The sequence below is a fragment of the Salmonella sp. A7 genome, assembly GCF_020181675.1.
Lineage (GTDB): Bacteria > Pseudomonadota > Gammaproteobacteria > Enterobacterales > Enterobacteriaceae > Salmonella > Salmonella enterica.
The window spans coordinates 532892-559763 of the sequence record NZ_CP084001.1 but is presented as its reverse complement, the minus strand read 5'-3'; the positions used below and the strand labels follow the sequence as shown (position 1 = coordinate 559763).

Sequence of the window (26872 nt, the reverse complement as noted above, 5' to 3'; positions counted from 1 at the left end):
GGACGGGACGTAAAATCTGCGCACAGTATAGTGACCAGGCATGAGTTATGTCAACCCTATTCCCAATATGCAGATGAATGAATATCACTCTTCGTTATACTCATCCCACCTCTCCGGCTTATACACGCATTTCACAACGTTATTTCAGTAAACCTTCACTAAATGCTTCCTGTCTCTGCTAAAAGATGATTAAATGAAAACTCATTTATTTTGCATAAAAATGCACTAAAGCAGAAACCGATCTCATTATCAGTCAATCAAGCAGGGTTCTATTCTATGACGACGATTCTTAAGCATCTTCCAGCAGGTCAACGTATTGGTATCGCTTTTTCCGGCGGTCTGGACACCAGCGCCGCGCTGCTGTGGATGCGACAAAAAGGAGCTGTCCCATATGCCTATACTGCGAATCTGGGACAACCGGATGAGGATGACTATGACGCCATTCCTCGTCGCGCAATGGAGTATGGCGCAGAGAATGCTCGCCTGATTGATTGCCGCAAGCAGTTGGTTGCAGAAGGGATCGCAGCGATTCAGTGCGGCGCTTTCCATAATACGACTGGCGGACTGACCTATTTCAATACCACGCCGCTGGGCCGTGCCGTGACCGGCACGATGCTGGTCGCCGCGATGAAAGAAGACGGCGTGAATATCTGGGGCGACGGCAGCACCTATAAAGGCAACGATATTGAACGTTTCTATCGTTACGGCTTGCTGACCAACGCCGAGCTGCAGATTTACAAACCGTGGCTGGATACCGACTTTATCGATGAGCTGGGTGGTCGCCATGAGATGTCTGAATTTATGATTGCCTGCGGTTTCGACTATAAGATGTCAGTCGAAAAAGCCTACTCCACCGACTCCAACATGCTCGGCGCCACGCATGAAGCGAAAGATCTGGAGTTTCTTAACTCCAGCGTCAAGATCGTCAACCCGATTATGGGCGTGAAGTTCTGGGACGAAAGCGTGAAGATCCCGGCAGAAGTTGTGACCGTCCGCTTCGAGCAGGGTCACCCTGTTGCCCTGAACGGTAAAACCTTCAGCGATGATGTTGAGATGATGCTGGAAGCGAACCGCATCGGTGGCCGTCACGGCCTGGGCATGAGCGACCAAATTGAAAACCGCATCATTGAAGCAAAAAGCCGCGGTATTTATGAAGCCCCCGGAATGGCGCTGCTGCACATCGCTTACGAGCGTCTGTTGACCGGTATTCACAACGAAGACACCATTGAACAGTATCATTCACATGGTCGTCAGGTGGGTAAACTGCTGTATCAGGGCCGCTGGTTCGACTCTCAGGCGCTGATGCTGCGTGACGGCCTGCAACGTTGGGTCGCCAGCCAGATTACCGGTGAGGTCACACTCGAGTTGCGTCGCGGCAACGACTACTCCATCCTGAACACGGTGTCTGACAACCTGACCTATAAGGCTGAGCGTCTGACCATGGAGAAAGGCGAGTCCGTGTTCTCACCGGACGATCGTATCGGTCAATTGACCATGCGTAATCTGGACATTACCGATACCCGCGAGAAACTGTTCGGCTACGCGAAAGCGGGTCTGTTAACCGCCTCTTCCGCGACCGGTCTGCCGCAGGTTGAGAATCTGGAAAACAAAGCGAAGTAAACATTTATCATTTTAAGGCCGCGAAAGTGGCCTTTTTTATGCGCGGAATATAAGGTGTCTGTTGGCCTGATAAACGTAGCGCCATCATGGGTTGTAATAATGTCGGATGGCGGCGTAACGTCTTATCCGACCTACAGACAACCACAAATAACAAACGAAAAAAAAGACGCTTTTCAGCGTCTTTCTTTCGGAATATTGGTACCGAGGACGGGACTTGAACCCGTAAGCCCTATTGGGCACTACCACCTCAAGGTAGCGTGTCTACCAATTCCACCACCTCGGCACGGATACTGCTATTAGCGCGGGATATCGCTGGTCGGCTGGGCCGGTGCAGCAGGTTGAGTCTGCTCGGTCTTCGCCGGCGCGCTCAGATTTTCCCACTCGCTTCCTTTATTGGTTTTGTTACTATTGATATTACCCAACACCAGACTGATGATGAAGAACAGCGTCGCCAATACCGCCGTCATTCGGGTCATGAAGTTACCAGAACCACTTGAACCAAATAGCGTAGCGGAAGCGCCTGCTCCGAAGGAGGCTCCCATATCAGCGCCTTTACCTTGCTGCAGCATGATCAGACCTACAAGGCCAATTGCCACAATAAGGAAAACAACTAAAAGAGCTTCGTACATAATCAACCTGTTCCTTGCGGAGTTGCCGCGTACCAATGCTTCTACCAATAAAGCGGGATTTTTACTGTTTCCCACTGAAGCGGGTGTGAATACTAACCAAAGCGAATGACCTTCGCAAGGGCAATTTAAGCGCATTGTATCAACTGCGGAAAAAAACAGCAAAAGCGTTGTTTTTTGCGGGCCGTAAGGCGGCAACCGCCGCCTTTTTAGTCACTTAAACGCTTAAACGGCTTTTACCGCATCCGCGATACGATGGGCGAATGCCGTAACCTGTGCTTCATCCTCGCCTTCCACCATCACGCGAATCAGCGGTTCGGTACCGGATTTACGTAGCAGTACCCGCCCACGATTGCCGAGCGTGGCTTCTACGTCCGCCGTTACCGTTTTCACCGCTTCATTTTCCAGCGGATCGCCGCTACCGGCGGTGTAACGCACGTTAACCAGAATCTGCGGGAACATTTTCATACCGCTGCACAGATCGTGCAGACTCATATGATTACGCACCATCGCCGCCAGAACTTGTAGCCCCGCTACAATACCGTCGCCAGTGGTCGTTTTATCCAGCAGAATAACGTGACCAGAGTTTTCCGCGCCGATGCGCCAGCCTTTTTCCTGCAATTTTTCCAGCACGTAGCGGTCGCCCACTTTCGCCCGGGCAAACGGAATGCCAAGCTGCTTGAGCGCCAGCTCCAGCCCCATATTGCTCATCAGCGTCCCCACCGCGCCGCCGCGCAGTTGCCCCTGGCGCAGCCCTTCGCGCGCGATGATATACATGATCTGATCGCCATCGACTTTATTGCCTTCATGGTCAACCATGATGACCCGGTCGCCGTCGCCGTCAAGCGCAATGCCGAGGTCCGCCTTCTCCGCCAACACGCGCGCCTGCAACGCGCGCACGTCGGTCGCGCCCACTTCTTCGTTAATGTTGACGCCGTTTGGCTCACAGCCGATGGCGATAACGGTCGCGCCCAGCTCGCGCAGCACATTCGGTGCGATATGGTAGGTAGCGCCGTTGGCGCAATCCACAACCACTTTCAGACCGTTGAGGCTCAGTTCGTTCGGGAAGGTGCCTTTACAGAACTCAATATAGCGTCCGGCGGCGTCGACGATGCGGCTCGCTTTCCCCAGCTCGGCGGAGTCTACGCAGGTGATCTCTTTTTCCATTTCGGCTTCGATGGCTTCTTCCACATCGTCAGGCAGTTTCGTACCGTCGATAGAGAAGAATTTAATGCCGTTATCATAGAAGGGGTTATGCGAAGCCGAGATAACGATACCCGCCTCCGCGCGGAAAGTCCGCGTCAGATAGGCGACGGCTGGCGTTGGCATAGGTCCGGTAAACGAGGCCGACAACCCCGCAGCGGCAAGGCCCGCCTCCAGCGCGGACTCCAGCATATAGCCGGAAATACGCGTATCTTTACCGATAATGATTTTACGCGAGCCATGACGCGCCAGCACTTTTCCGGCAGCCCAACCCAGTTTAAGCACGAAATCAGGTGTAATGGGGGCATTGCCTACACGTCCGCGAATCCCATCGGTACCGAAATATTTACGATTACTCATAGCGTTTGTTTCCCTTTGCAGACAGAGTGGCTTCTACCACCCGCATCGCCTCTACGGTTTCTTTGACGTCATGGACGCGAATGATCTGCGCGCCCTGCATCGCGGCAATTACCGCGCACGCAAGGCTGCCGTTCAGACGGTCTGATGGTCCCACGTTAAGTAACTGACCAACCATCGTTTTACGTGACATTCCCACCAGCAGCGGCAGGTTAAAATGATGAAACTCACCCAGTCGCGCCAGTAAGGTATAATTGTGAGAGAGATTTTTACCGAAACCGAATCCGGGGTCGAGCAACAATTTCTCTTTTGCGATGCCGGCCTTCTCACAACGTGCTATTTGCTCAATAAAGTAGCGATTCACCTCGGCAAAGACATCGTCATATTTCGGCGCCTCCTGCATGGTTTTGGGGTTGCCCTGCATGTGCATAAGACTGACCGGCAAGCCGGTTTCCGCTGCCGCTTCCAACGCGCCGGGTTCGGAGAGCGAACGGACATCATTGATAATATGCGCGCCCGCCCTTGCCGCTTCACGGATCACCTCGGGTTTAGAGGTATCCACAGAAATCCACACTTCAAAACGTTGCGCGATTGCTTCCAGTACCGGAATAACGCGATCCAGCTCTTCTTCCACGCTCACTTCCGCCGCGCCTGGTCGCGTTGATTCCCCCCCCACATCAATAATTGTCGCCCCGGCATTCACCATTAAATTCGCATGTTTCACCGCCTCAATCAGCGTGTTATGCGCGCCGCCGTCGGAGAACGAATCCGGCGTTACGTTCAGGATACCCATAACATGCGGATGAGTGAGATCGAGCGTGGCGCCCTGAGCGAAGAGTTTCATGGTCAAAATCCCTGTTTTATTTATGGTGAGTTAAAAAAGAAAAACCCCGGGGCAAGCCCCAGGGTTTCGGTGAGCGCTAAACATAATGTTGTACAACAAACGCTTATTTGTCGCCCAGCTGCTCTGACATCGTGTTGCCCGGGTTCGGCGTGCGTGGTTCATCAACCGGACGCGGCGCCTGAGGCGTACCATTGCTGTCAGAGTTATTGGTGCCGTTTGGATCTTCCCAGCCCGCAGGCGGACGCACTTCACGACGCGCCATCAGGTCATCAATCTGCGGCGCATCGATGGTTTCATATTTCATCAGCGCATCTTTCATCGCGTGCAGAATATCCATATTGTCAGTCAGGATCTGACGAGCGCGATTGTAGTTACGTTCAATCAGCGCTTTCACTTCCTGGTCGATGATACGCGCAGTTTCATCAGACATATGTTTCGCTTTTGCGACGCTACGGCCGAGGAACACTTCGCCCTCTTCTTCCGCATACAGCAACGGACCGAGTTTCTCCGAGAAGCCCCACTGGGTGACCATGTTACGCGCCAGGTTAGTCGCGACTTTAATGTCGTTCGACGCCCCGGTAGAAACATGCTCAACGCCGTAGATAATCTCTTCCGCCAGACGACCGCCGTACAGCGTGCTGATTTGGCTTTCCAGCTTCTGACGGCTAGCGCTGATTGCGTCGCCTTCAGGCAGGAAGAAGGTCACGCCCAGCGCACGACCGCGCGGGATAATCGTCACTTTGTGCACCGGATCGTGTTCCGGCACCAGGCGACCGATAATCGCGTGGCCCGCTTCGTGGTACGCGGTCGACTCTTTCTGCGCTTCCGTCATCACCATGGAGCGACGTTCGGCGCCCATCATGATTTTGTCTTTCGCTTTCTCGAACTCAACCATCGACACAACGCGCTTGTTACCACGAGCCGCAAACAGCGCCGCTTCGTTGACCAGGTTCGCCAGGTCCGCACCGGAGAAGCCCGGCGTACCGCGCGCAATGATCGCCGCATCAATATCCGTCGCTAACGGTACGCGACGCATATGCACCTTCAGAATCTGCTCACGACCGCGAACATCCGGCAGGCCTACCACCACCTGACGGTCGAAACGACCAGGACGCAGCAGCGCCGGGTCAAGGACGTCCGGACGGTTAGTTGCGGCGATAACGATGATACCTTCGTTACCTTCGAAGCCGTCCATCTCAACCAGCATCTGGTTCAACGTCTGCTCACGTTCATCGTGACCACCGCCCAGACCAGCGCCACGCTGGCGACCGACGGCGTCGATTTCATCGATGAAGATAATGCACGGCGCCGCTTTCTTGGCCTGTTCGAACATGTCACGCACACGAGACGCGCCGACACCGACGAACATTTCCACAAAGTCAGAACCGGAAATCGTAAAGAATGGCACCTTCGCTTCACCCGCAATGGCTTTTGCCAGCAGGGTTTTACCGGTACCCGGCGGGCCGACCATCAGGACGCCTTTCGGAATTTTACCGCCCAGCTTCTGGAAACGGCTCGGTTCACGCAGGTATTCAACCAGTTCCGCCACTTCTTCTTTCGCTTCGTCACAGCCCGCGACGTCAGCAAACGTGGTTTTGATCTGATCTTCCGTCAGCATACGCGCCTTGCTCTTACCGAACGACATGGCGCCTTTGCCACCGCCGCCCTGCATCTGACGCATGAAGAAGATCCAGACGCCGATCAGCAACAGCATCGGGAACCAGGAAATGAAGATAGAAGCCAGCAGGCTTGGCTCTTCAGGTGGTTCGCCAACAACCTTGACGTTTTTAGTCAGCAGGTTATCAAGCAGCTTCGGATCATTAATCGGAATGTAAGTCGTGTAACGGTTACTATCTTTCTTGGTAACGTTGATCTCACGTCCGTTGATACGCGCTTCGCGAACCTGGTCCTGATTGACCTCTTGCAGGAAGGTAGAGTAATCCACCTTACGGCCATTAGACTCGCTGGGCCCAAAGCTCTGGAATACTGACATCAGCACAACGGCAATGACCAGCCAGAGTATTAGGTTTTTCGCCATGTCACTCAAGGGATTAACCTCTTATTACAACTGTGTTAAAAACAGCGTCAGGATACTCTATATCCAGTTTCTTTCAAACCTTACGTCTGAAATCTGCCGGTTATCACTTTCGCCCGGTCGCTACAATGTACACTTCACGCGAACGCGCACGCGAAGAGTCCGGCTTACGAACTTTAACCTTCGTAAACAGGGAGCGAATTTCCCTTAGATACTCATCGAAACCTTCGCCCTGGAACACCTTCACTACAAAACTTCCGCCTGGCGCCAGCACATCGCGGCACATCTCTAACGCCAGCTCCACCAGATACATGGCGCGGGGGATATCCACCGCCGGTGTTCCGCTCATGTTTGGTGCCATATCCGACATGACAACTTGTACTTTACTGTCACCCACGCGTTCCAGTAACGCTTTCATGACAAGTTCATCACGAAAATCGCCCTGAAGAAAGTCCACACCAACGATAGGATCCATAGGTAAAAGATCACAAGCGATGATGCGGCCTTTGCCGCCAATCTGCGTGACCACATACTGTGACCAGCCTCCTGGCGCAGCGCCGAGATCGACTACCGTCATTCCCGGCTTAAAAAGTTTGTCACTTTGCTGTATTTCATCAAGTTTAAACCAGGCACGGGAGCGTAGCCCCTTTTTCTGCGCCTGTTGAACATATTTATCGCTAAAGTGTTCCTGAAGCCAGCGGCTTGAGCTGGCAGAACGCTTTTTACCTGTCATTTAACTTTCCCGTCGGGGCAGTTCATCGTAGCCAATGGCGTAAATTTCTACACGCCTATTTGGCGATATAAGGGAGATGGCGGTAGAATGACCCGTTTTCAATCCCAACGTAAGCAAAAATATACGATGAATCTGAGTACTAAACAAAAACAGCACCTAAAAGGTCTGGCACATCCGCTCAAGCCTGTTGTTATGCTTGGCAATAATGGTTTGACCGAAGGGGTACTGGCCGAGATTGAACAAGCGTTAGAGCACCATGAACTTATCAAGGTGAAAATCGCCTCGGAAGATCGCGAAACAAAAACCTTGATCGTGGACGCTATCGTGCGCGAAACCGGCGCCTGTAACGTACAGGTCATCGGTAAAACGCTGGTGCTGTATCGCCCAACTAAAGAGCGTAAAATCTCGCTGCCGCGTTAAGGATATCCTAAAGTCGAACACAAAATCTGTGTAAAACGAGGGGTTTTCCACGAGCAGGAGAGCAAAATGCCACGCTCTCTCCGTTGATAAAAGGCCGCTATGCGGCCTTTTTCCTTTCTTTACAATACACCAACAATTTGCGTATTGAGTACTGCTTAAAGGTATTCCACTTTAAGCACTTCGTATTCCACATCGCCGCCAGGCGTTTTGATCACCACGACGTCATCCTGCTCTTTGCCGATCAGACCGCGAGCGATTGGCGAGTTTACCGAAATGAGATTTTGCTTAAAATCCGCCTCATCATCGCCAACAATACGATAGGTCTGCTCTTCATCGGTGTCCAGGTTCAGCACCGTGACGGTAGCGCCGAAAATCACGCGACCATTGTTCGGCATTTTAGTGACATCAATCACCTGCGCATTCGACAGTTTTGCTTCGATATCTTTAATGCGCCCTTCGCAGAAACCCTGCTGTTCGCGTGCAGCATGATACTCCGCGTTTTCTTTTAAATCGCCATGTTCGCGCGCTTCGGCGATAGCGGCGATGATTTCAGGACGGCGCACAGATTTCAGAAAATCCAGCTCTTCGCGCAGTTTTTCGGCTCCGCGTAAGGTCATCGGAATAGCTTGCATTTGTTATACCTCTTGAACATTCCTGTAGGGGGCAATGAACTCTACCCCGGCTGCTAAGCCAGCCCCGGCATATGCCATACCAGGGTCAGAAGCAAAAAAACACCAACCCGGGCGCGCAGTCCCAGGTCAGCTACAATTTCCTCTTTGATAACCATTTTACCCTGGAGTTCCCTATGGGTCATCGTTTACTTTTTAGGGCGTTGCGCCGTAGTATGACGGCTTGTTTCCAGGGTGTTAGCGCGAGATTATGCGATTTTCCAGATTTATCATCGGATTGACCACCAGTATAGCGTTCAGCGTTCAGGCCGCGAATATTGACGAATACATCAAACAGCTTCCGGCCGGCGCCAACCTCGCGCTGATGGTGCAAAAGATTGGCGCGCCCGCGCCAGCTATTGATTATCATAGTCAGCAGATGGCGCTTCCCGCCAGTACCCAAAAGGTGATTACCGCGCTGGCGGCGCTGATTCAACTCGGCCCGGATTTCCGTTTTACGACCACGCTGGAGACTAAAGGCAACGTCGATAACGGCATCCTGAAAGGTGACTTAATTGCGCGATTCGGTGGCGATCCAACGCTAAGACGTCAGGATATTCGCAATATGGTCGCGACGCTGAAAAAGTCAGGCGTCACGCAAATCGACGGCAATGTGCTTATCGACACGTCGATTTTCGCCAGCCACGATAAAGCGCCAGGCTGGCCGTGGAACGACCTGACGCAGTGTTTCAGCGCGCCTCCCGCCGCCGCCATTGTTGACCGCAACTGTTTTTCTGTGTCGCTTTATAGCGCGCAAAAACCAAACGATTTAGCCTTTATTCGCGTGGCCTCTTATTATCCGGTAACGATGTTCAGCCAGGTACGGACTCTGCCGCGCGGTTCGGCAGACGCGCAGTATTGCGAGCTGGATGTTGTGCCTGGCGATTTGAACCGTTATACGCTTACCGGCTGTTTACCACAGCGCGCCGACCCGCTGCCGCTGGCCTTTGCTATTCAGGACGGCGCCAGCTACGCGGGCGCGATCCTCAAGCAGGAACTGAAAGAGGCCGGGATAACTTACCGCGGCACGCTGCTGCGCCAGACGCAGGTTAACGAGCCCGGAACGATCGTCGCCAGTAAACAGTCGGCGCCACTGCACGATCTGCTTAAGATTATGCTGAAAAAGTCAGACAACATGATCGCCGATACTGTTTTTCGGATGATTGGTCATGTCAGGTTTAACGTGCCTGGCACCTGGCGGGCGGGATCGGATGCCGTTCGCCAGATCCTACGCCAACAGGCGGGAATTGATATCGGCAATACCATTATTGCCGACGGTTCCGGTCTTTCTCGCCATAACCTGATCGCTCCCGCCACGATGATGCAGGTGCTGCAATATATCGCCCAACACGATAACGAGCTGAACTTTATCTCTATGCTGCCGCTGGCGGGCTATGATGGTTCATTGCAATACCGCGCCGGGCTGCATCAGGCGGGCGTAGACGGTAAGGTTTCGGCGAAAACCGGGTCGCTGCAGGGCGTGTACAACCTGGCGGGCTTTATTACCACCGCAAGCGGGCAACGGATGGCATTTGTACAGTATTTGTCGGGCTACGCGGTTCCACCTGCCGATCAGCGTAATCGGCGTATTCCGCTGGTACGCTTCGAGAGTCGGTTGTACAAGGATATTTATCAGAATAACTGAGTGCATTATTGCCGGATGGCGGCGCTAACGCGTCTTATCCGGCCTACAACGAACATAATAAAACGGGCCGCAAATGCGGCCCGTTGGCTTTTGTAGGCCGGATAAGCGTTAGCGCCATCCGGCTACGAGATTAACGTTTGTAGATGAACTCGACGCCTTCTTCGTCGTCTTCATCCCAGTCGTCATCCCAGTCATCGTCTGCGTCTTCTTCCACTTCAGCCAACTGCTGGCGATGATAATCGTCCCACATGAACTCGACTTTTTCCGGCTGTTTTGCTTCTTCAGCCTGCGCGATCGGATTCTCGATGATAAAGGTCATCACATCCCAGCAGAGATCTTTCACCCCTAGCTGACTGGCGGCGGAAATCAGATAGTATTTCCCTTCCCAGCCCAACGCTTCGGCGATCGCTTTCGCTTTCTCTTCCGCTTCGGTTTTATCCATCAGATCGATCTTGTTGAACACTAACCAGCGCGGTTTAGCCGCCAGATCCTGGCTGTATTTTTCCAGTTCGCCAATAATGATACGGGCGTTTTCCACCGGATCGGAACCGTCGATCGGATCGATATCAATGAGGTGCAGCAGTACGCGGCAACGTTCGAGGTGCTTCAGGAAGCGAATCCCCAGGCCCGCGCCTTCCGCCGCGCCTTCGATCAACCCCGGAATGTCAGCCACCACAAAACTCTTTTCGCTGTCCATTCGTACCACGCCCAGGCTCGGCACCAGCGTGGTAAACGGATAGTCCGCGACTTTCGGTTTTGCTGCCGATACCGCACGAATGAACGTTGATTTACCGGCGTTTGGCATCCCCAGCATCCCGACATCCGCCAGCAGCATCAGTTCCAGCAGCAGGTCGCGCTTATCGCCCGGCGTACCATTGGTTTTCTGGCGCGGCGTACGGTTAACCGAGGATTTAAAACGGGTATTGCCTAACCCATGCCAGCCGCCCTTCGCGACCAACAGACGCTGACCGTGTTTGGTCATGTCGCCCATCGTTTCACCGGTTCCCTGGTCGATAACGCGCGTACCGACCGGCACTTTGATGGTCACGTCTTTACCGCGTTTACCGGTACAGTCGCGGCTCGCGCCATTCTGACCACGTTCAGCGCGGAACGATTTTTCAAAGCGGTAATCGATCAGCGTATTCAGGTTTTCATCGGCTTCCATCCAGACGTCGCCGCCGTCGCCGCCATCACCGCCGTCCGGGCCGCCTTTCGGGATATATTTTTCGCGGCGGAAGCTCACACAGCCATTACCGCCATCGCCTGCAACGACCAGAATCGATGCTTCATCAACAAACTTCATTTTATTCTCCGTAAATCATTCGCCTGAGCGGGGTTGCGAAACCACCGTTTCATGCTTGCGTAAACCGCCCCAAATACGATGACCAATGGCGGAATACATCGCGCCCGCAACCACGACAAACGCACCGAGATAACCTAAAAGGTTTAACATCGGTCTGGCGAAGAAATCGGGCCAGGCCATAGATAAAAGATCTGAAAACAGCAGGGTAAATAGCGGTGTAAGCGTGATTATCGCGCTCACCTGCGCCGCCTGCCAACGCGCCATCGCTTCCGCCAGGGCGCCATATCCTACCAGCGTATTTAGCCCGCAGAAAATCAAACAGGCGAGCTGCCAGTCGCTCAGTTGCGCTATCACCATCGGTTTTGCCAGCGGCAAGAGCGCTATCGTACATAAAGTGTACAGTAAAAACAGGATCTGCTGCGAGGCCAGACGTCGCAATAATACTTTTTGCGCCACGCCATAGCTCACCCACACCATCGCCGCGCCTACGCCAAAAATAACGCCCCAGGTGTAGTCGGTCAGTCGGGTAAAAATCTCGATCAGACTGGTGTTAAAAAACATCACCAGCCCGCTCAATAACATCAGCGCGCCAATCACCTGCGTACCGCGCATCTTTTCTTTCAGAATAAAGACGCTGGCGACCATCATGCCAACCGGCGAGAGCTGGCCGATAACCTGCGACGCGGTTGGGCTTAAATATTGCAGGGAAGAACTGAACAAAATGAAATTACCGAACAGTCCGCAGGTCGCTATCGCTAATAACACCAACCAGCGCGGCTTACGAAAAATACGCAGCGGCGGCAGCTTTCTTTTTACTGCCAGTATCGCCCCGAGGCCAATACTGGCCATTAAGAAGCGGTAGAAGACAATGGTTGAAGGCTCCATCACCTCCAGCACTTGCTTCATTGCTATTGGCAACGCTCCCCAGCACATCGCGGTAGTGAGCGCTAAAAGAATGCCAATGCCTGCCTGCTGCTTCATGCCGTGTTCCCTGCAAAGACCCGTTAACGGCATTCGCACAGCCACACGGGTATATTTTAGTCGGCCATCGAATGTAAAAAGCCCCGCAACAGGTGCGGGGCTTTCATCCGTTACCGGACCACAAAAAACTTACTCAGCAACGATGCTGATGTATTTACGGTTTTTCGGGCCTTTAACTTCGAATTTCACTTTACCGTCTGCTTTAGCAAACAGAGTGTGGTCACGACCGCAACCAACGTTGGTGCCAGCGTGGAATTTAGTACCACGTTGACGAACGATGATGCTGCCTGCCAGAACTGCTTCACCGCCAAAGCGTTTTACGCCCAGACGTTTAGCTTCAGAATCGCGACCGTTACGAGTCGAGCCGCCAGCCTTTTTATGTGCCATTTAATCTGCTCCCCTAATCTTAAGCGCTGATGCCGGTAATTTTCACATCAGTGAACCACTGACGATGGCCCTGCTGCTTACGGTAGTGTTTACGGCGACGAAACTTAACGATTTTAACTTTCTCGCCACGACCGTGGGCAACAACTTCAGCTTTGATTACGCCGCCATCAACGAAAGGAACGCCGATTTTGACTTCTTCACCGTTTGCGACCATCAGAACTTCAGCGAACTCGATAGTTTCGCCAGTTGCGATGTCCAGCTTTTCCAGGCGAACGGTCTGACCTTCGCTTACTCGGTGTTGTTTACCACCACTTTGGAAAACCGCGTACATAAAAAACTCCGCTTCCGCGCACACCTTTCAATGATTCAGAGCGCGCTATAAATATTCACAATAGGGCGCGAATATTACGCAAATTGCACGGCTTTGACAAGTGCTACCATCAATACATGAAGAAAAAAAACACAACGCATACGGTAACGTTTATCTGCGGCGTTTTTTCAGTACAATCAGGGTATATTTCTAACCATAAACCCTACGTTACCTCATTCAGACATGGGATAATCGGGGCGATAAGCCCGGCTTTTGCGATGAATTTAGAAAAAATCAACGAGTTAACCGCGCAAGATATGGCGGGTGTCAATGCGACAATCCTTGAACAGCTTAATTCCGACGTTCAACTGATTAATCAGCTAGGATATTACATTATTAGCGGCGGCGGGAAACGCATTCGTCCGATGATTGCCGTTCTTGCCGCGCGTGCGGTGGGTTATCAGGGTAACGCGCACGTGACTATCGCCGCTCTGATCGAGTTTATCCACACGGCGACGCTGCTACATGATGATGTGGTGGATGAATCCGATATGCGTCGCGGCAAGGCAACGGCAAATGCCGCCTTCGGTAATGCCGCCAGCGTGCTGGTCGGCGACTTTATCTATACCCGCGCCTTCCAGATGATGACCAGCCTCGGCTCGTTAAAAGTGCTGGAAGTGATGTCGGAAGCGGTCAACGTGATTGCAGAAGGCGAAGTGCTGCAATTGATGAACGTGAATGACCCGGACATTACCGAAGAAAATTACATGCGGGTGATTTACAGTAAAACGGCCCGTCTGTTCGAAGCCGCCGCCCAGTGCTCCGGTATTCTTGCCGGTTGTACGCCTGAGCAAGAGAAAGGGTTGCAGGACTATGGCCGCTACCTTGGTACGGCTTTCCAGCTCATTGACGATCTGCTGGATTACAGCGCCGACGGCGAGCATCTCGGTAAAAATGTGGGTGATGACCTCAATGAGGGCAAACCCACCTTACCGTTGCTTCACGCCATGCGCCACGGTACGCCAGAACAGTCAGCGATGATCCGTACCGCTATTGAACAAGGTAATGGTCGTCATCTTCTGGAACCGGTTCTGGAAGCGATGACCACCTGCGGCTCGCTGGAATGGACGCGTCAGCGAGCGGAAGAAGAAGCCGACAAAGCGATATCCGCGTTGCAGATATTGCCGGATACTCCATGGCGTGAGGCGCTAATCGGTCTCGCACACATCGCGGTGCAGCGCGATCATTAATGCCGTTCTCTTATCCCGCGTACTACGCGGGATATCCCATTAAGTTCCAATAAACTCCAGATACTTTGCTCCCTGTCTTTTCATATAGCCATATAGGGCTTCCCCTGGCATATTCTGAATATTGCCGCCACTTACATGAACTTTTTAGAACATTCTTTCACGAAGCGTTATAGTATCGAACGTCGTCGGGTTGTTAAAACCGTAAGTGATTAACCTAAGGAGTGATGGATGTATGGAAAGCAAGCTTATTGACTGGCATCCGGCCGATATCATTGCCGGACTACGTAAAAAAGGGACGTCAATGGCCGCTGAGTCACGTCGGAATGGATTGAGTTCATCCACGCTGGCCAATGCATTAACGCGCCCGTGGCCGAAAGGAGAGTTGATTATCGCGAAAGCATTGGGAACGGAACCCTGGGTTATTTGGCCATCGCGTTATCACGATCCGCGCACGCATGAGTTTATCGACAGAACGCGGCTTATGAGAGCGCGTAATAAAAACAAACAGAATGTAGAGTAAGTGCCTGTAAAACAACCCCCGCATCGCGTTCGCGGGGGTTATTCAGCGTACAGAAGGTTATTCGCCTTTCACGCGTTCAATATTCGCGCCTAGCGCGCGCAGTTTGTCTTCGATGCGCTCATAACCGCGATCGATGTGATAAATGCGATCCACAATCGTCGTGCCTTCCGCAATACAGCCCGCCAGCACCAGGCTCGCAGATGCTCGCAGATCTGTCGCCATGACCTGGGCGCCAGAGAGCGTTTCTACGCCATGGCATATGACGGTATTGCTTTCAATTTCCGCACGCGCGCCCATGCGGCTGAGTTCAGGCACGTGCATAAAACGGTTTTCAAAGACGGTTTCAGTGATAAAGCCCGTCCCTTCCGCCACCAGGTTCAGCAACGTGAACTGCGCCTGCATATCGGTCGGGAATGCTGGGTGCGGCGCGGTACGGACATTGACCGCCTTCGGTCGTTTGCCGTGCATGTCCAGACTAATCCAGTCCTCGCCCACTTCGATATCCGCGCCAGCATCGCGCAGTTTCGCCAGTACCGCGTCCAGAGTGTCCGGTTGCGCGTTACGGCAGAGGATTTTGCCGCGAGAGATCGCTGCCGCCACCAGGAAAGTCCCCGTTTCGATACGATCCGGCAGCACACGATAAACGCCGCCGCCCAGACGCTCTACGCCCTCGATCGTAATACGATCGGTGCCCTGCCCGGCGATCTTCGCCCCCAGCGTAACCAGGAAGTTAGCGGTGTCGACAATTTCCGGCTCGCGCGCGGCGTTTTCAATGATGGTCGTCCCTTCCGCCAGCGTAGCGGCGCACATAATGGTGACGGTCGCGCCGACGCTGACCTTATCCATCACGATATGCGCCCCTTTAAGACGTCCTTCGACGGAGGCCTTTACGTAGCCCTCTTCCAGCTTGATGGTCGCACCCAGTTGTTCCAGACCGGTAATATGCAGATCAACCGGACGCGCGCCGATAGTACAGCCCCCCGGCAGAGAGACTTGTCCCTGACCAAAACGGGCAACCAGCGGCCCCAGCGCCCATATCGAGGCGCGCATGGTCTTAACCAGATCATAAGGCGCGCAGAACACGTTCACCTGGCTGGCGTCAATGTGTACCGATCCATTGCGTTCCACTTTCGCACCTAATTGGCTCAGGAGCTTCATCGACGTATCCACGTCTTTCAGTTTTGGAACGTTTTGGATCTCTACCGGTTCTTCTGCCAGCAGAGCGGCGAACAGGATCGGCAGCGCGGCGTTTTTGGCGCCGGAAATTGTGACTTCGCCCTGGAGCGTCGTTGGCCCCTGTACACGAAATTTATCCATTATTGTATTCTCAGTTAAGCATTCATCTCCGCTACCGGCAGGTTACCCGTAGCTTAAAATCCGTTAAGTTTACGATCGCGCGCCCATTCCGCCGGGGTATATGCTTTGATCGATACGGCATGGATACGGTTGTCCGCAATGTACTCCATTAGCGGCCCATAGACCGTTTGCTGTTTCTTGACCCGGCTCATGCCGTCAAACATCTCGCCCACGGCAATAACCTGAAAGTGACTGCCATCGCCGGAGACGTGGACTTCCTGGAGGGAGAGGGCATTCATCAGCACACTCTGAATTTCATGATTTTCCATGGGTTCTTTATTCGTCAAATAGTGAAAACAGCCCAACATCTTAGAGCAAAGTCGCGCCGTCTTAAATAAGCAAAAGATTACGCTGATAAATCAGCGCGGTAAAAGTGCCGGATGGTGCTGCTAACGCAACTTATCCGGCCTACGGGGATCATGCGAAGTGTAGGCCGGATAAACCATCCGGCATTCATTACATACGGGGAAGTACGTCTTCGGGCAAGTTATATAATTGCGCCAGCGCGTAAACCTTGTCGTTAACGCCAGACAGCGACACGGCATTGCCCTGCTTTTTTGCCTGGTTCACAAGGTGCGCCAGCAGCGCCAGTCCCCCTGTATCCACCCTGGAGATCTGGCTCAGGTCGATACGGGTAACGCCAGTCATCGCTTCTACGCGCGCGTCCCATAGCGGCGCCAACACGTCCTGATCCAGCTCTCCCGCCAGCACCAGAGTGTCCGCCTCACGCGTCCAGGTGAGTTGCGGCGTCATTACTGTTTCTCGTCCAAAGTAATTTTCTGTTGAGAGATAGATTTCAGTTGTGCGGTCAGGCCGTCGATGCCTTTAGTACGCAGCAGATCGCTCCACTCATTTTGCTTGGTGGTGATCATGCTGACGCCTTCCGCAATCATGTCATACGCCTGCCAGTTGCCGGTCTGGGTGTTTTTGCGCCACTGGAAATCCAGGCGTACCGGCGGACGACCGTTGGGATCGATAATCGTTACACGGATAGGCACAATGGTCGCATCGCCCAGCGGTTGCTCAGGCGCTATCTGGTAAGTCTGGCCGTGGTACATCGCCAGCGCCTGACCGTAGGCCTGTTTCAGGTATTCGCGAAACGCTGCAAAATAGGCTTCACGCTGCGCCGGGGTCGCCTCTTTGTAGTAGCGGCCCAGCACCAGCGCGCCGGCATATTTTACCTGCACGTACGGCAGAAGTTCCTGATCAACAACGTCGCGCAGGTAATCCGGATTGGCACGAATTTTCGGCTGTTCGTTTTTTAGGCGATCAAAAGTTTTCTGCGCCGCCTCGTTCATCAGTTTATAAGGATTGCTCTGATCCGCTGCCGTTGCTGCGCTTAATGGCGCAATGACCAGCAGGGCCACCATCATCAGTCGTTTAAACATGCCTCAATTCTCCTGAGATTATTTCGTTTCGCCCGCGGGCGTTGTGGCTTCAGTATGGCCTTCCGTTGCGGCTGGCGCATCGCCAGAATTCTTATTGTCGTCGCCTTTGCTGTTATAAAGGAACTGACCAATCATATCTTCCAGCACCATTGCAGACTTGGTGTCCTGAATCGTACTCCCATCTTTGAGGATAGACGTTCCCAGCTCAGGATCTTCAAAACCGACGTTTAATGCCAGATATTGCTCCCCCAGCAGCCCGGAAGTACGAATACTCAACGAGCTGGTATCGGGAATATGGTTATAACGCTCTTCGATGTCGAGCGTTACGCGCGGCAGGTATGTTTTCGGATCAAGCGAGATATCTTCAACCCGCCCGACAACCACCCCGCCGATGCGTACCGGGGAGCGCACTTTCAGACCGCCGATGTTATCGAAGGTCGCATAAACCTTATAGGTCGGCTCCGTGCGCATAGAGGTCACATTTGCCGCCTTCAGGCAAACAAACAGCGCCGCCAGCAACGCTACCAGCAAAAAAACGCCTACCCAAATTTCATTTTTTTTCGTTTGCATGAACTCAATTCCCAAACATCAGTGCGGTCAGCACAAAATCCAGCCCCAGAACGGCCAACGATGCGTGAACCACGGTACGCGTCGTTGCCCGGCTAATCCCGGCAGAAGTCGGTATTGCGTCATAACCGTTGAATAACGCAATCCATGTTACCGTAATGGCGAACACCACGCTCTTTATCAGACAGTTCACCAGGTCCATACGCCAGTCAACGGCATTCTGCATCGCGGACCAGAAGAACCCGGCGTCGATTCCCTTCCAGCTTACGCCGACCAGCGAGCCGCCCCAGATACCGACCGCCACAAAGATAATGGTCAGTAGCGGCAACGAAATCACGCCCGCCCAGAAGCGCGGCGAAATCACCCGGCGCAATGGATCGACCGCCATCATCTCCATACTGGAGAGCTGCTCCGTCGCCCGCATCAGGCCGATTTCCGCCGTCAACGCCGACCCGGCCCGCCCGGCAAACAGCAACGCCGCGACCACCGGCCCCAGCTCGCGCAGCAGCGAAAGCGCCACTAACATGCCAAGACTGGTCTCCGCGCTGTAAGTAGTCAGAACCAGATAGCCTTGCAGCCCCAGCACCATACCGATGAATACGCCGGAGACAATAATGATAAGCATCGACAAGACGCCCACATTATAAAGCTGGCGCACCAGCAGCGGCGCATGTTTGCGAAACTCCGGCTTACCGATAATCGCATTGAATAACATTAACCCGGCGCGCCCGAATGTCCTGACGGTTTTGATCCCGCTGTGTCCGAGTGCTGCCAGCGCATTTAACAGCATGAGTGGCTTAACTCCCTGTTTCGAGTAAATCAAGGTGATAGTCGCCCGCCGGATAGCGGAACGGAACCGGCCCGTCGGCAATGCCGTCAAGGAACTGACGCACGCGCGGGTCCGTATTCTCCTGCAACGCCTGAGCGCTACCGTGAGCGACGATTTTTTTGTCCGCCATGATCCAGGCGTGATCCGCAATACTGAGCACCTCTGGCACATCATGCGAGACCACCACGCAGGTCACGCCCAGCGCGCTGTTCAATTCTGAAATCAGCTTCACCAGAACGCCCATGGTAATCGGGTCCTGGCCGACAAACGGCTCATCGAACATGATGAGATCCGGTTCCAGAGCGATGGCGCGCGCCAACGCGGCGCGACGCGCCATCCCACCGGAGAGCTCGGAAGGCATCAGTTTTGCCGCACCGCGCAGCCCGACAGCTTCCAGTTTCATCATCACAACGCTTTTTAGCAGCGGCGCGGGTAAATTGGTGTGCTCCCGTAGCGGATAGGCCACATTGTCAAACACGTTCATGTCGGTAAACAGCGCTCCCGACTGAAACAGCATACTCATACGTTTGCGGACGGTGTAGAGCCGCGAACGGGACATGGCCGGCACATTCTCGCCATCAAATAAGATCTCGCCCTTATCCGGCGGGATCTGTCCGCCAATCAGGCGCAACAGCGTGGTTTTACCGATGCCCGACGGCCCCATGATCGCCGTGATCTTCCCGCGCGGCACCGTCAGGGAAATATTATCGAAAATGCAGCGTTCGCCACGGGAAAAGCTGACGTCGCGCATATCGACTAAATTGGCCGCAGACTGACCCATTGATTCATCCTTCGTATTGCCTTGTTGAGGTAACCATGGCGCTGAATTTAACCATGGGTTCGACATAATTACAGAATATTAACTGACAGGGTTAGCGAAAGCTGGCATTCGTTTTACTTTTTAGCCGCATAAAGTCAAAATTAGGACTTCGTTACGGCTTCCAGATATCCCTTCCAGGGGACCGGCGAGTATACCTGAAGAAAGGACTTTAGATGCTTTTAGCGATGGCGCTACTCATAATTGGTTTGCTTCTGGTGGCCTACGGCGCCGATCGTCTGGTGTTTGCGGCCTCTATTTTATGCCGTACATTCGGTATTCCCCCGCTGATCATCGGGATGACGGTCGTGAGTATCGGCACCTCGCTGCCGGAAATTATTGTGTCGGCCGCCGCATCGCTACACGGTCAGCTCGATTTGGCCGTCGGCGCGGCGCTCGGTTCTAACATCACCAATATTTTGCTGATCTTAGGGCTGGCGGCGCTGGTTCGTCCATTTACCGTGCATTCCGATGTTTTACGTCGCGAATTGCCATTAATGTTATTTGTTAGCGTGGTAGCCGGTTCCGTACTGCATGACGGACAGTTAAGCCGCAGTGATGGTATCTTTCTCCTGCTTCTGGCTGTGCTATGGCTGTTATTCATTGTTAAAATCGCGCGTCTGGCCGAACGCCAGGGGAATGACAGCCTCACCCGCGAACAACTGGCGGAGCTACCGCGCGAAGGCGGGCTCCCCGTCGCGTTCTTATGGCTGGGCATTGCGCTGGTCATCATGCCGATGGCGACGCGCATGGTAATCGATAACGCTACGGTGCTGGCGAACTATTTCGCCATGAGTGAATTAACGCTCGGTCTGACAGTCATCGCCGTCGGCACCAGTCTGCCAGAACTGGCGACGGCGATTGCCGGCGTGCGAAAAGGCGAAAATGATATTGCCGTTGGTAATCTCATTGGCGCCAATATTTTTAATCTCGCCATCGTGCTGGGACTACCTGCGCTGATCGCGCCGGGGGAGATCAACCCGCTGGCGTTTGGGCGAGATTATAGCGTGATGTTGCTGGTTAGCGTGGTTTTCGCTTTACTTTGCTGGCGGCATCCGCGCCAGATTGGCCGGGGCGCAGGTATACTGCTGACCGGCGGGTTTATCGTATGGCTGGCGATGCTCTATTGGCTATCGCCACTTCTTGTTGGATAACTGGAAACGGATTATGTCGCATTTAGCGTTGCAACCGGGGTTTGACTTTCAGCAGGCAGGCAAAGAGGTCCTGGAAATTGAACGTGAAGGCCTGGCGGAACTTGATCAATATATCAACCAGGATTTCACGCTGGCCTGTGAAAAAATGTTCAACTGCACCGGAAAAGTGGTGGTCATGGGGATGGGAAAATCCGGCCATATCGGACGGAAAATGGCCGCCACGTTCGCCAGTACCGGCACCTCTTCCTTTTTTGTACATCCGGGCGAAGCCGCGCACGGCGATTTGGGGATGGTTACGCCGCAGGATGTGGTTATCGCTATCTCCAACTCCGGCGAATCCAGCGAGATCGCGGCGCTAATACCGGTGCTTAAACGGCTGCACGTGCCGTTAATTTGCATTACCGGGCGACCGGAAAGCAGCATGGCGCGTGCGGCAGATGTGCATCTGTGTGTTAAAGTGCCCAAAGAAGCGTGTCCGTTAGGACTGGCGCCTACCAGTAGTACCACCGCAACGCTGGTGATGGGCGACGCGCTCGCCGTGGCATTGTTAAAAGCGCGCGGCTTTACCGCCGAGGATTTCGCTCTGTCGCATCCTGGCGGCGCGCTGGGACGTAAGCTACTGCTGCGCGTAAGCGATATTATGCATACTGGCGATGAGATCCCGCATGTTAATAAACATGCCACCCTGCGTGATGCGCTGCTAGAAATTACGCGTAAAAATCTCGGTATGACCGTCATTTGCGATGAATCCATGAAGATTGACGGTATCTTCACCGACGGCGATTTACGTCGCGTGTTCGATATGGGCGGCGATATGCGCCAGTTGGGGATCGCCGAGGTGATGACGCCAGGGGGCATTCGCGTGCGTCCCGGTATTCTCGCTGTCGATGCGCTGAATTTAATGCAGTCCCGCCATATCACCTCCGTACTGGTTGCTGATGGCGACCAGTTACTCGGTGTGTTACATATGCATGATCTCCTGCGTGCAGGCGTCGTGTAGAAACTCAAGGATAATTAACGATGAGTAAAGCAGGTGCGTCGCTTGCGACCTGTTATGGCCCCGTCAGCACCCATGTCATGACCAAAGCGGAGAATATCCGCCTGCTCATCCTGGACGTGGATGGCGTATTGTCTGACGGCCTGATTTATATGGGCAATAACGGCGAAGAGCTGAAGGCTTTCAACGTTCGTGACGGCTATGGCATTCGCTGTGCTTTGACCTCCAATATCGAGGTTGCCATTATTACCGGACGAAAGGCTAAACTTGTAGAAGATCGCTGCGCCACGCTGGGGATTGTCCATCTTTATCAGGGACAGTCGAATAAGCTGATCGCCTTTAGCGATCTGCTGGAAAAACTGGCCATTGCGCCGGAAAATGTTGCCTATGTCGGCGATGATCTGATTGACTGGCCGGTGATGGAAAAAGTGGGGTTAAGCGTTGCCGTTGCGGATGCGCATCCGCTGCTGATCCCCCGCGCTGACTATGTGACGCACATTGCCGGCGGGCGCGGCGCGGTACGTGAGGTGTGCGATTTGCTGCTGCTGGCGCAGGGCAAGCTGGATGAGGCCAAAGGGCAATCGATATGAGTAAAACCAGACGTTGGGTTATCATTCTACTGTCGCTGGCCATTCTGGTACTGATTGGTATCAATCTGGCGGATAAAGACGATCCTGCTGCCGTGATGGTCAACAGCAACGATCCCACGTATAAAAGCGAGCATACGGATACCGTCGTATACAGTCCGGAAGGCGCGTTGAGTTATCGTCTGATCGCGCAGCACGTTGAATATTTTTCCGATCAGGCGGTCTCATGGTTTACGCAACCGGTATTAACCACCTTTGATAAGGATAAAGTGCCGACATGGTCGATCAAGGCCGATAAAGCCAAATTGACTAACGATCGGATGCTCTATCTGTATGGTCATGTTGAAGTCAACGCCCTGGTGCCTGACGCTCAATTACGCAGAATTACCACCGATAACGCGCAGATTAATCTGGTGACACAGGATGTTACCTCGAACGATCTGGTGACGTTATACGGCACAACATTTAACTCCAGCGGACTGAAAATGCGCGGTAACTTACGCAGCAAGAACGCCGAGCTGATTGAAAAGGTTAGAACCTCTTATGAAATTCAAAACAAACAAACTCAGCCTTAATCTTATGCTTGCCGGCTCGCTGCTGGCCGCCAGCATTCCGGCTTTCGCCGTCACGGGCGATACCGAACAGCCTATTCATATTGACTCGGATCAACAGTCGCTGGATATGCAAGGCAACGTCGTGACCTTTACGGGCAACGTGGTGATGACCCAAGGCACGATTAAGATCAACGCCGATAAAGTCGTGGTTACCCGCCCTGGCGGCGAACAGGGGAAAGAGGTGATCGACGGTTACGGCAATCCGGCCACCTTCTACCAGATGCAGGACAACGGTAAGCCGGTGAAAGGCCACGCTTCCCATATGCACTACGAGCTGGCGAAAGATTTTGTGGTGCTAACCGGCAACGCTTATCTGGAGCAGCTTGACAGCAACATTACCGGCGACAAAATCACCTACCTGGTGAAAGAGCAGAAAATGCAGGCCTTCAGCGAGAAAGGCAAACGCGTCACCACCGTTCTGGTGCCGTCGCAGTTGCAAGACAAAAACAAAGGCCAGACTCCGGCGCAAAAGAAGAGTAACTAATTCGTTATGGCAACATTAACTGCAAAGAATCTGGCGAAGGCCTATAAAGGCCGTCGCGTAGTGGAAGATGTCAGTCTGACCGTTAACTCCGGGGAGATTGTCGGGCTGCTCGGTCCAAACGGCGCGGGTAAAACCACCACCTTTTATATGGTCGTCGGTATCGTGCCGCGTGACGCGGGCAATATCATCATCGATGATGAAGATATCAGTCTGCTGCCGCTGCACGCGCGCGCGCGCCGCGGTATCGGCTATTTGCCGCAGGAAGCCTCTATTTTCCGCCGTCTCAGCGTATTTGATAACCTGATGGCGGTACTGCAAATTCGTGACGATTTGACCGCAGAACAGCGAGAGGACCGCGCCAACGAGCTGATGGAAGAGTTTCATATTGAGCATCTGCGCGACAGTATGGGACAGGCGCTGTCCGGTGGTGAACGCCGTCGTGTAGAAATAGCCCGCGCGTTGGCCGCTAATCCCAAATTTATCCTGCTGGATGAACCGTTTGCCGGCGTTGACCCGATTTCCGTTATCGACATCAAACGCATTATCGAGCATCTGCGCGATAGCGGGCTCGGCGTGCTGATCACCGACCATAACGTCCGTGAGACGCTGGCAGTCTGTGAACGCGCCTATATCGTGAGCCAGGGCCACCTTATTGCCCACGGTACGCCGACAGAAATCCTGCAAGACGAACACGTTAAGCGTGTATATCTTGGGGAAGACTTCAGACTCTGATAGGGTAGAGGGCTATGCTGCTCTAGCGGGAGAAAACGACTCTGAATATGAAGCAAGGTTTGCAACTCAGGCTTAGCCAACAACTGGCGATGACGCCTCAGCTACAACAGGCCATCCGTCTGTTGCAGTTGTCTACGCTGGAACTTCAGCAGGAACTCCAGCAAGCGCTGGAAAATAACCCGCTGCTTGAGCAAACCGATCTTCATGACGAAATCGACACTCAGCAACCTCAGGATAACGATCCTCTCGATACCGCCGACGCGCTCGAACAAAAAGAGATGCCGGAAGAGCTGCCGCTTGACGCCAGTTGGGATGAAATTTACACCGCCGGGACGCCGTCCGGCCCCAGCGGCGATTATATCGACGATGAGCTGCCCGTCTATCAGGGCGAAACGACGCAGTCGTTGCAGGATTATCTGATGTGGCAGGTTGAGCTAACGCCCTTCTCGGACACCGATCGCGCTATTGCGACATCCATTGTCGACGCGGTAGATGATACCGGCTATCTCACCGTATCCCTGGACGAAATTCGCGAAAGCATGGGCGATGTAGAGGTGGATCTCGATGAGGTTGAAGCCGTTCTGAAGCGCATTCAGCGTTTTGATCCGGTAGGCGTCGCGGCAAAAGATCTTCGCGACTGTCTGCTGATCCAGCTTTCACAATTCGACAAATCCACGCCGTGGCTGGAAGAGGCGCGGCTTATTATCTGCGATCACCTTGATCTGCTGGCCAACCACGATTTCCGCACGTTGATGCGCGTTACCCGACTAAAAGAAGAGGTGCTGAAAGAGGCGGTAAACCTGATTCAGTCGCTCGATCCCAGACCCGGTCAATCGATCCAGACCGGTGAGCCGGAGTACGTTATCCCGGATGTGCTGGTACGCAAGCATAACGGTCGCTGGACGGTGGAGCTTAATAGCGACAGTATTCCCCGTTTACAGATTAACCAGCACTATGCCGCCATGTGCAACAGCGCGCGCAACGATGCCGACAGCCAGTTCATCCGCAGTAATTTACAGGATGCGAAGTGGCTGATAAAAAGCCTTGAAAGCCGCAACGACACGCTGCTGCGTGTCAGTCGCTGCATCGTCGAGCAACAGCAAGCCTTTTTTGAACAGGGCGAAGAATATATGAAACCGATGGTACTGGCGGATATCGCCCAGGCCGTCGAGATGCACGAATCCACCATATCCCGCGTGACCACGCAGAAGTATTTGCACAGCCCGCGCGGTATTTTTGAACTCAAATATTTCTTTTCCAGCCACGTCAATACCGAAGGCGGAGGCGAAGCCTCTTCCACCGCGATTCGCGCGCTGGTGAAGAAGTTAATTGCGGCGGAAAACCCCGCGAAACCACTGAGCGACAGCAAGTTAACCTCTCTGCTGTCAGAACAAGGTATCATGGTGGCGCGCCGCACTGTTGCGAAGTACCGAGAGTCTTTATCCATTCCGCCGTCAAACCAACGCAAACAGCTGGTTTGACCCAACCGATAAGGAAGACACTATGCAGCTCAATATCACCGGACATAATGTCGAAATTACTGAAGCCCTGCGTGAATTTGTGACGACGAAATTCGCCAAACTTGAACAGTATTTTGAGCGGATTAATCAGGTATACGTGGTGTTGAAAGTGGAGAAGGTCACGCACATCTCGGATGCGACGCTACACGTTAACGGCGGCGAAATTCACGCCAGCGCGGAAGGCCAGGATATGTATGCCGCCATTGACGGCTTGATTGATAAACTGGCAAGGCAGTTAACCAGGCATAAAGATAAACTGAAACAACACTAATTGTCCGGGCAGTTAGCCAGTGCAGGACGGCCTGTTGTGTGACACAACGGGCCATTTGTACAGTTAGCGCTCCGAACCTGGCCATCAACCTGACAGGACAGGTTCTTAGGTGAAATTATGATAAATAACGATACGACTCTACAACTGAGCAGTGTACTTAACCAGGAGTGTACGCGTAGCGGCGTTCATTGTCAGAGTAAGAAACGCGCGCTGGAAATCATCAGCGAACTGGCGGCAAAACAGCTCAGTTTACCTCCTCAGGTCGTGTTTGAAGCCATTCTGACACGCGAAAAAATGGGCAGTACCGGTATTGGTAATGGTATCGCCATCCCGCACGGGAAACTGGAAGAAGATACCTTACGCGCCGTCGGCGTGTTCGTTCAGCTCGAAACGCCGATCGCGTTCGACGCCATCGATAACCAGCCGGTCGATCTCCTCTTCGCCCTGCTGGTGCCCGCCGATCAAACTAAAACGCATCTGCACACGCTGTCGCTGGTGGCGAAACGTCTGGCGGATAAAACGATCTGCCGCCGCCTGCGCGCGGCGCTGAATGATGAAGAGCTGTATCAAATCATTACTGACACCGAAGGTGAACAGAATGAGGCATAACAACTCAATGGCATTTATTTCTGTCGTTGTGAGGAGAAACGGTAC

Annotated in this window: 31 protein-coding genes and 1 tRNA gene; 14 read left to right on the top strand and 18 right to left on the bottom strand. The window is 53.4% G+C overall.

All coding sequences use genetic code 11. The features are described 5' to 3' along the window. The first annotated feature begins 276 nt into the window (after positions 1-276). Positions 277-1620 carry an argininosuccinate synthase gene (gene argG, locus LCS67_RS02670; RefSeq protein WP_000207658.1) on the top strand — a complete coding sequence of 448 codons (1344 nt, stop codon included), beginning with the start codon at positions 277-279 and terminating at the stop codon, positions 1618-1620. Positions 1621-1816: 196 nt separating this feature from the next. Here argG and LCS67_RS02665 read toward each other — a convergent pair. The 6 genes from LCS67_RS02665 to rlmE all read right to left on the bottom strand — a co-directional run bounded on the left by LCS67_RS02665 (position 1817) and on the right by rlmE (position 7418). Beyond that, positions 1817-1903: transfer RNA gene (locus LCS67_RS02665), tRNA-Leu, on the bottom strand. Positions 1904-1916: 13 nt separating this feature from the next. Then, positions 1917-2249: a preprotein translocase subunit SecG gene (gene secG, locus LCS67_RS02660; RefSeq protein ID WP_000272680.1), complete on the bottom strand. Its 333-nt coding sequence runs from the start codon at positions 2247-2249 to the stop codon at positions 1917-1919. 222 nt (positions 2250-2471) lie between these two features. After that, positions 2472-3809, bottom strand: a complete 1338-nt coding sequence (gene glmM / locus LCS67_RS02655) for a phosphoglucosamine mutase (protein ID WP_000071171.1) — start codon at positions 3807-3809, stop codon at positions 2472-2474. After that, positions 3802-4650 (bottom strand): dihydropteroate synthase, encoded by an 849-nt coding sequence (folP, locus tag LCS67_RS02650; RefSeq protein ID WP_000764711.1) that lies wholly within the window; start codon positions 4648-4650, stop codon positions 3802-3804. The genes glmM and folP overlap by 8 nt, the downstream gene beginning before the upstream one ends. A 103-nt stretch (positions 4651-4753) precedes the next feature. Further along, entirely contained in the window at positions 4754-6688 is a 1935-nt protein-coding gene (gene ftsH / locus LCS67_RS02645) for an ATP-dependent zinc metalloprotease FtsH (RefSeq protein WP_001107481.1), read from the bottom strand. A 103-nt stretch (positions 6689-6791) separates the two neighbouring features. Next, positions 6792-7418 carry a 23S rRNA (uridine(2552)-2'-O)-methyltransferase RlmE gene (rlmE, locus tag LCS67_RS02640; RefSeq protein ID WP_000145974.1) on the bottom strand — a complete coding sequence of 209 codons (627 nt, stop codon included), beginning with the start codon at positions 7416-7418 and terminating at the stop codon, positions 6792-6794. Between the two features lie 126 nt (positions 7419-7544). Between rlmE and yhbY the strand changes: the two genes are divergently transcribed. Next, positions 7545-7838 carry a ribosome assembly RNA-binding protein YhbY gene (gene yhbY, locus LCS67_RS02635; RefSeq protein ID WP_001592995.1) on the top strand — a complete coding sequence of 98 codons (294 nt, stop codon included), beginning with the start codon at positions 7545-7547 and terminating at the stop codon, positions 7836-7838. A 155-nt stretch (positions 7839-7993) separates the two neighbouring features. On the opposite strand, the gene greA is transcribed toward yhbY, so the two are convergent. Next, the gene (gene greA / locus LCS67_RS02630) at positions 7994-8470 is read right to left on the bottom strand and encodes a transcription elongation factor GreA (protein WP_001148008.1); all 477 of its coding nucleotides are present in this window, start codon (positions 8468-8470) and stop codon (positions 7994-7996) included. Positions 8471-8717: 247 nt separating this feature from the next. Between greA and dacB the strand changes: the two genes are divergently transcribed. Next, positions 8718-10151 (top strand): serine-type D-Ala-D-Ala carboxypeptidase, encoded by a 1434-nt coding sequence (dacB, locus tag LCS67_RS02625; RefSeq protein WP_001212675.1) that lies wholly within the window; start codon positions 8718-8720, stop codon positions 10149-10151. Between the two features lie 130 nt (positions 10152-10281). Here the strand turns inward: dacB and cgtA are convergent, their stop codons facing one another. From cgtA to rplU, 4 genes are all read right to left on the bottom strand, one after another. Then, on the bottom strand, positions 10282-11454 hold the full coding sequence (cgtA, locus tag LCS67_RS02620; protein ID WP_000673556.1) for an Obg family GTPase CgtA: 1173 nt from the start codon (positions 11452-11454) through the stop codon (positions 10282-10284). A 15-nt stretch (positions 11455-11469) separates the two neighbouring features. Then, positions 11470-12435: a DMT family transporter gene (locus LCS67_RS02615; RefSeq protein ID WP_000813052.1), complete on the bottom strand. Its 966-nt coding sequence runs from the start codon at positions 12433-12435 to the stop codon at positions 11470-11472. Positions 12436-12564: 129 nt separating this feature from the next. Further along, positions 12565-12822: a 50S ribosomal protein L27 gene (gene rpmA / locus LCS67_RS02610; protein WP_000940593.1), complete on the bottom strand. Its 258-nt coding sequence runs from the start codon at positions 12820-12822 to the stop codon at positions 12565-12567. 19 nt (positions 12823-12841) lie between these two features. Then, the gene (gene rplU / locus LCS67_RS02605; RefSeq protein WP_000271398.1) at positions 12842-13153 is read right to left on the bottom strand and encodes a 50S ribosomal protein L21; all 312 of its coding nucleotides are present in this window, start codon (positions 13151-13153) and stop codon (positions 12842-12844) included. 257 nt (positions 13154-13410) lie between these two features. On the opposite strand from rplU, the gene ispB reads away from it, so the two are divergent. Both ispB and sfsB read left to right on the top strand, forming a co-directional pair. Further along, positions 13411-14382, top strand: a complete 972-nt coding sequence (gene ispB, locus LCS67_RS02600; protein WP_001047353.1) for an octaprenyl diphosphate synthase — start codon at positions 13411-13413, stop codon at positions 14380-14382. A 232-nt stretch (positions 14383-14614) separates the two neighbouring features. Beyond that, positions 14615-14902, top strand: coding sequence for a DNA-binding transcriptional regulator SfsB (gene sfsB, locus LCS67_RS02595; RefSeq protein WP_000444168.1), 288 nt, complete (start codon positions 14615-14617; stop codon positions 14900-14902). 57 nt (positions 14903-14959) lie between these two features. Here the strand turns inward: sfsB and murA are convergent, their stop codons facing one another. The 7 genes from murA to mlaF form a co-directional block, all read right to left on the bottom strand. Beyond that, positions 14960-16219, bottom strand: a complete 1260-nt coding sequence (gene murA, locus LCS67_RS02590) for a UDP-N-acetylglucosamine 1-carboxyvinyltransferase (RefSeq protein ID WP_000357288.1) — start codon at positions 16217-16219, stop codon at positions 14960-14962. Between the two features lie 53 nt (positions 16220-16272). After that, positions 16273-16527, bottom strand: a complete 255-nt coding sequence (gene ibaG, locus LCS67_RS02585) for a BolA family iron metabolism protein IbaG (protein WP_001518349.1) — start codon at positions 16525-16527, stop codon at positions 16273-16275. A gap of 187 nt (positions 16528-16714) precedes the next feature. Continuing rightward, positions 16715-17011, bottom strand: coding sequence for a lipid asymmetry maintenance protein MlaB (gene mlaB / locus LCS67_RS02580; protein ID WP_000188844.1), 297 nt, complete (start codon positions 17009-17011; stop codon positions 16715-16717). After that, a complete protein-coding gene (gene mlaC, locus LCS67_RS02575) occupies positions 17011-17646 on the bottom strand; it encodes a phospholipid-binding protein MlaC (RefSeq protein ID WP_000476475.1) in 636 nt (211 codons plus the stop codon). The genes mlaB and mlaC overlap by 1 nt, the downstream gene beginning before the upstream one ends. Before the next feature lie 18 nt (positions 17647-17664). Next, on the bottom strand, positions 17665-18216 hold the full coding sequence (gene mlaD, locus LCS67_RS02570; RefSeq protein WP_001193591.1) for an outer membrane lipid asymmetry maintenance protein MlaD: 552 nt from the start codon (positions 18214-18216) through the stop codon (positions 17665-17667). Between the two features lie 4 nt (positions 18217-18220). Continuing rightward, positions 18221-19003, bottom strand: a complete 783-nt coding sequence (gene mlaE, locus LCS67_RS02565; RefSeq protein ID WP_000925786.1) for a lipid asymmetry maintenance ABC transporter permease subunit MlaE — start codon at positions 19001-19003, stop codon at positions 18221-18223. Positions 19004-19010: 7 nt separating this feature from the next. Further along, positions 19011-19823, bottom strand: a complete 813-nt coding sequence (gene mlaF, locus LCS67_RS02560) for a phospholipid ABC transporter ATP-binding protein MlaF (RefSeq protein WP_000531566.1) — start codon at positions 19821-19823, stop codon at positions 19011-19013. Positions 19824-20035: 212 nt separating this feature from the next. On the opposite strand from mlaF, the gene LCS67_RS02555 reads away from it, so the two are divergent. The 9 genes from LCS67_RS02555 to ptsN all read left to right on the top strand — a co-directional run bounded on the left by LCS67_RS02555 (position 20036) and on the right by ptsN (position 26827). Continuing rightward, positions 20036-21013 (top strand): calcium/sodium antiporter, encoded by a 978-nt coding sequence (locus tag LCS67_RS02555; RefSeq protein WP_000922736.1) that lies wholly within the window; start codon positions 20036-20038, stop codon positions 21011-21013. 13 nt (positions 21014-21026) lie between these two features. Then, positions 21027-22013: an arabinose-5-phosphate isomerase KdsD gene (gene kdsD, locus LCS67_RS02550; protein WP_000018613.1), complete on the top strand. Its 987-nt coding sequence runs from the start codon at positions 21027-21029 to the stop codon at positions 22011-22013. Positions 22014-22033: 20 nt separating this feature from the next. Further along, on the top strand, positions 22034-22600 hold the full coding sequence (gene kdsC / locus LCS67_RS02545; protein WP_000030029.1) for a 3-deoxy-manno-octulosonate-8-phosphatase KdsC: 567 nt from the start codon (positions 22034-22036) through the stop codon (positions 22598-22600). After that, positions 22597-23172: an LPS export ABC transporter periplasmic protein LptC gene (gene lptC / locus LCS67_RS02540; RefSeq protein WP_000047845.1), complete on the top strand. Its 576-nt coding sequence runs from the start codon at positions 22597-22599 to the stop codon at positions 23170-23172. The genes kdsC and lptC overlap by 4 nt, the downstream gene beginning before the upstream one ends. Further along, positions 23141-23695, top strand: a complete 555-nt coding sequence (lptA, locus tag LCS67_RS02535; protein ID WP_000669770.1) for a lipopolysaccharide ABC transporter substrate-binding protein LptA — start codon at positions 23141-23143, stop codon at positions 23693-23695. The genes lptC and lptA overlap by 32 nt, the downstream gene beginning before the upstream one ends. 6 nt (positions 23696-23701) lie before the next feature. Next, positions 23702-24427 carry an LPS export ABC transporter ATP-binding protein gene (gene lptB, locus LCS67_RS02530; protein WP_000224104.1) on the top strand — a complete coding sequence of 242 codons (726 nt, stop codon included), beginning with the start codon at positions 23702-23704 and terminating at the stop codon, positions 24425-24427. Between the two features lie 47 nt (positions 24428-24474). Further along, positions 24475-25908, top strand: coding sequence for an RNA polymerase factor sigma-54 (gene rpoN, locus LCS67_RS02525; RefSeq protein ID WP_000809020.1), 1434 nt, complete (start codon positions 24475-24477; stop codon positions 25906-25908). A 22-nt stretch (positions 25909-25930) separates the two neighbouring features. After that, complete coding sequence (gene hpf / locus LCS67_RS02520) at positions 25931-26218, top strand: ribosome hibernation promoting factor (protein ID WP_001176589.1); 288 nt, start codon at positions 25931-25933, stop codon at positions 26216-26218. A 117-nt stretch (positions 26219-26335) separates the two neighbouring features. Further along, positions 26336-26827: a PTS IIA-like nitrogen regulatory protein PtsN gene (gene ptsN / locus LCS67_RS02515; RefSeq protein ID WP_000609332.1), complete on the top strand. Its 492-nt coding sequence runs from the start codon at positions 26336-26338 to the stop codon at positions 26825-26827. The last annotated feature ends 45 nt before the right edge of the window (positions 26828-26872 follow it).

What these genes read in the sequence shown, in the direction of transcription:
- kdsD (WP_000018613.1), top strand. Translation starts at nt 21,027, where the DNA reads ATGTCGCATTTAGCGTTGCAACCGGGGTTTGACTTTCAGCAGGCAGGC.
- mlaD (WP_001193591.1), bottom strand. Translation starts at nt 18,216, where the DNA reads ATGCAAACGAAAAAAAATGAAATTTGGGTAGGCGTTTTTTTGCTGGTA.
- ftsH (WP_001107481.1), bottom strand. Translation starts at nt 6,688, where the DNA reads ATGGCGAAAAACCTAATACTCTGGCTGGTCATTGCCGTTGTGCTGATG.
- rlmE (WP_000145974.1), bottom strand. Translation starts at nt 7,418, where the DNA reads ATGACAGGTAAAAAGCGTTCTGCCAGCTCAAGCCGCTGGCTTCAGGAA.
- kdsC (WP_000030029.1), top strand. Translation starts at nt 22,034, where the DNA reads ATGAGTAAAGCAGGTGCGTCGCTTGCGACCTGTTATGGCCCCGTCAGC.
- rpmA (WP_000940593.1), bottom strand. Translation starts at nt 12,822, where the DNA reads ATGGCACATAAAAAGGCTGGCGGCTCGACTCGTAACGGTCGCGATTCT.
- mlaF (WP_000531566.1), bottom strand. Translation starts at nt 19,823, where the DNA reads ATGGGTCAGTCTGCGGCCAATTTAGTCGATATGCGCGACGTCAGCTTT.
- ibaG (WP_001518349.1), bottom strand. Translation starts at nt 16,527, where the DNA reads ATGGAAAATCATGAAATTCAGAGTGTGCTGATGAATGCCCTCTCCCTC.
- dacB (WP_001212675.1), top strand. Translation starts at nt 8,718, where the DNA reads ATGCGATTTTCCAGATTTATCATCGGATTGACCACCAGTATAGCGTTC.
- argG (WP_000207658.1), top strand. Translation starts at nt 277, where the DNA reads ATGACGACGATTCTTAAGCATCTTCCAGCAGGTCAACGTATTGGTATC.
- rpoN (WP_000809020.1), top strand. Translation starts at nt 24,475, where the DNA reads ATGAAGCAAGGTTTGCAACTCAGGCTTAGCCAACAACTGGCGATGACG.
- cgtA (WP_000673556.1), bottom strand. Translation starts at nt 11,454, where the DNA reads ATGAAGTTTGTTGATGAAGCATCGATTCTGGTCGTTGCAGGCGATGGC.
- hpf (WP_001176589.1), top strand. Translation starts at nt 25,931, where the DNA reads ATGCAGCTCAATATCACCGGACATAATGTCGAAATTACTGAAGCCCTG.
- lptB (WP_000224104.1), top strand. Translation starts at nt 23,702, where the DNA reads ATGGCAACATTAACTGCAAAGAATCTGGCGAAGGCCTATAAAGGCCGT.
- yhbY (WP_001592995.1), top strand. Translation starts at nt 7,545, where the DNA reads ATGAATCTGAGTACTAAACAAAAACAGCACCTAAAAGGTCTGGCACAT.
- mlaB (WP_000188844.1), bottom strand. Translation starts at nt 17,011, where the DNA reads ATGACGCCGCAACTCACCTGGACGCGTGAGGCGGACACTCTGGTGCTG.
- glmM (WP_000071171.1), bottom strand. Translation starts at nt 3,809, where the DNA reads ATGAGTAATCGTAAATATTTCGGTACCGATGGGATTCGCGGACGTGTA.
- folP (WP_000764711.1), bottom strand. Translation starts at nt 4,650, where the DNA reads ATGAAACTCTTCGCTCAGGGCGCCACGCTCGATCTCACTCATCCGCAT.
- sfsB (WP_000444168.1), top strand. Translation starts at nt 14,615, where the DNA reads ATGGAAAGCAAGCTTATTGACTGGCATCCGGCCGATATCATTGCCGGA.
- lptA (WP_000669770.1), top strand. Translation starts at nt 23,141, where the DNA reads ATGAAATTCAAAACAAACAAACTCAGCCTTAATCTTATGCTTGCCGGC.
- ptsN (WP_000609332.1), top strand. Translation starts at nt 26,336, where the DNA reads ATGATAAATAACGATACGACTCTACAACTGAGCAGTGTACTTAACCAG.
- mlaC (WP_000476475.1), bottom strand. Translation starts at nt 17,646, where the DNA reads ATGTTTAAACGACTGATGATGGTGGCCCTGCTGGTCATTGCGCCATTA.
- secG (WP_000272680.1), bottom strand. Translation starts at nt 2,249, where the DNA reads ATGTACGAAGCTCTTTTAGTTGTTTTCCTTATTGTGGCAATTGGCCTT.
- ispB (WP_001047353.1), top strand. Translation starts at nt 13,411, where the DNA reads ATGAATTTAGAAAAAATCAACGAGTTAACCGCGCAAGATATGGCGGGT.
- lptC (WP_000047845.1), top strand. Translation starts at nt 22,597, where the DNA reads ATGAGTAAAACCAGACGTTGGGTTATCATTCTACTGTCGCTGGCCATT.
- rplU (WP_000271398.1), bottom strand. Translation starts at nt 13,153, where the DNA reads ATGTACGCGGTTTTCCAAAGTGGTGGTAAACAACACCGAGTAAGCGAA.
- LCS67_RS02615 (WP_000813052.1), bottom strand. Translation starts at nt 12,435, where the DNA reads ATGAAGCAGCAGGCAGGCATTGGCATTCTTTTAGCGCTCACTACCGCG.
- murA (WP_000357288.1), bottom strand. Translation starts at nt 16,219, where the DNA reads ATGGATAAATTTCGTGTACAGGGGCCAACGACGCTCCAGGGCGAAGTC.
- mlaE (WP_000925786.1), bottom strand. Translation starts at nt 19,003, where the DNA reads ATGCTGTTAAATGCGCTGGCAGCACTCGGACACAGCGGGATCAAAACC.
- greA (WP_001148008.1), bottom strand. Translation starts at nt 8,470, where the DNA reads ATGCAAGCTATTCCGATGACCTTACGCGGAGCCGAAAAACTGCGCGAA.
- LCS67_RS02555 (WP_000922736.1), top strand. Translation starts at nt 20,036, where the DNA reads ATGCTTTTAGCGATGGCGCTACTCATAATTGGTTTGCTTCTGGTGGCC.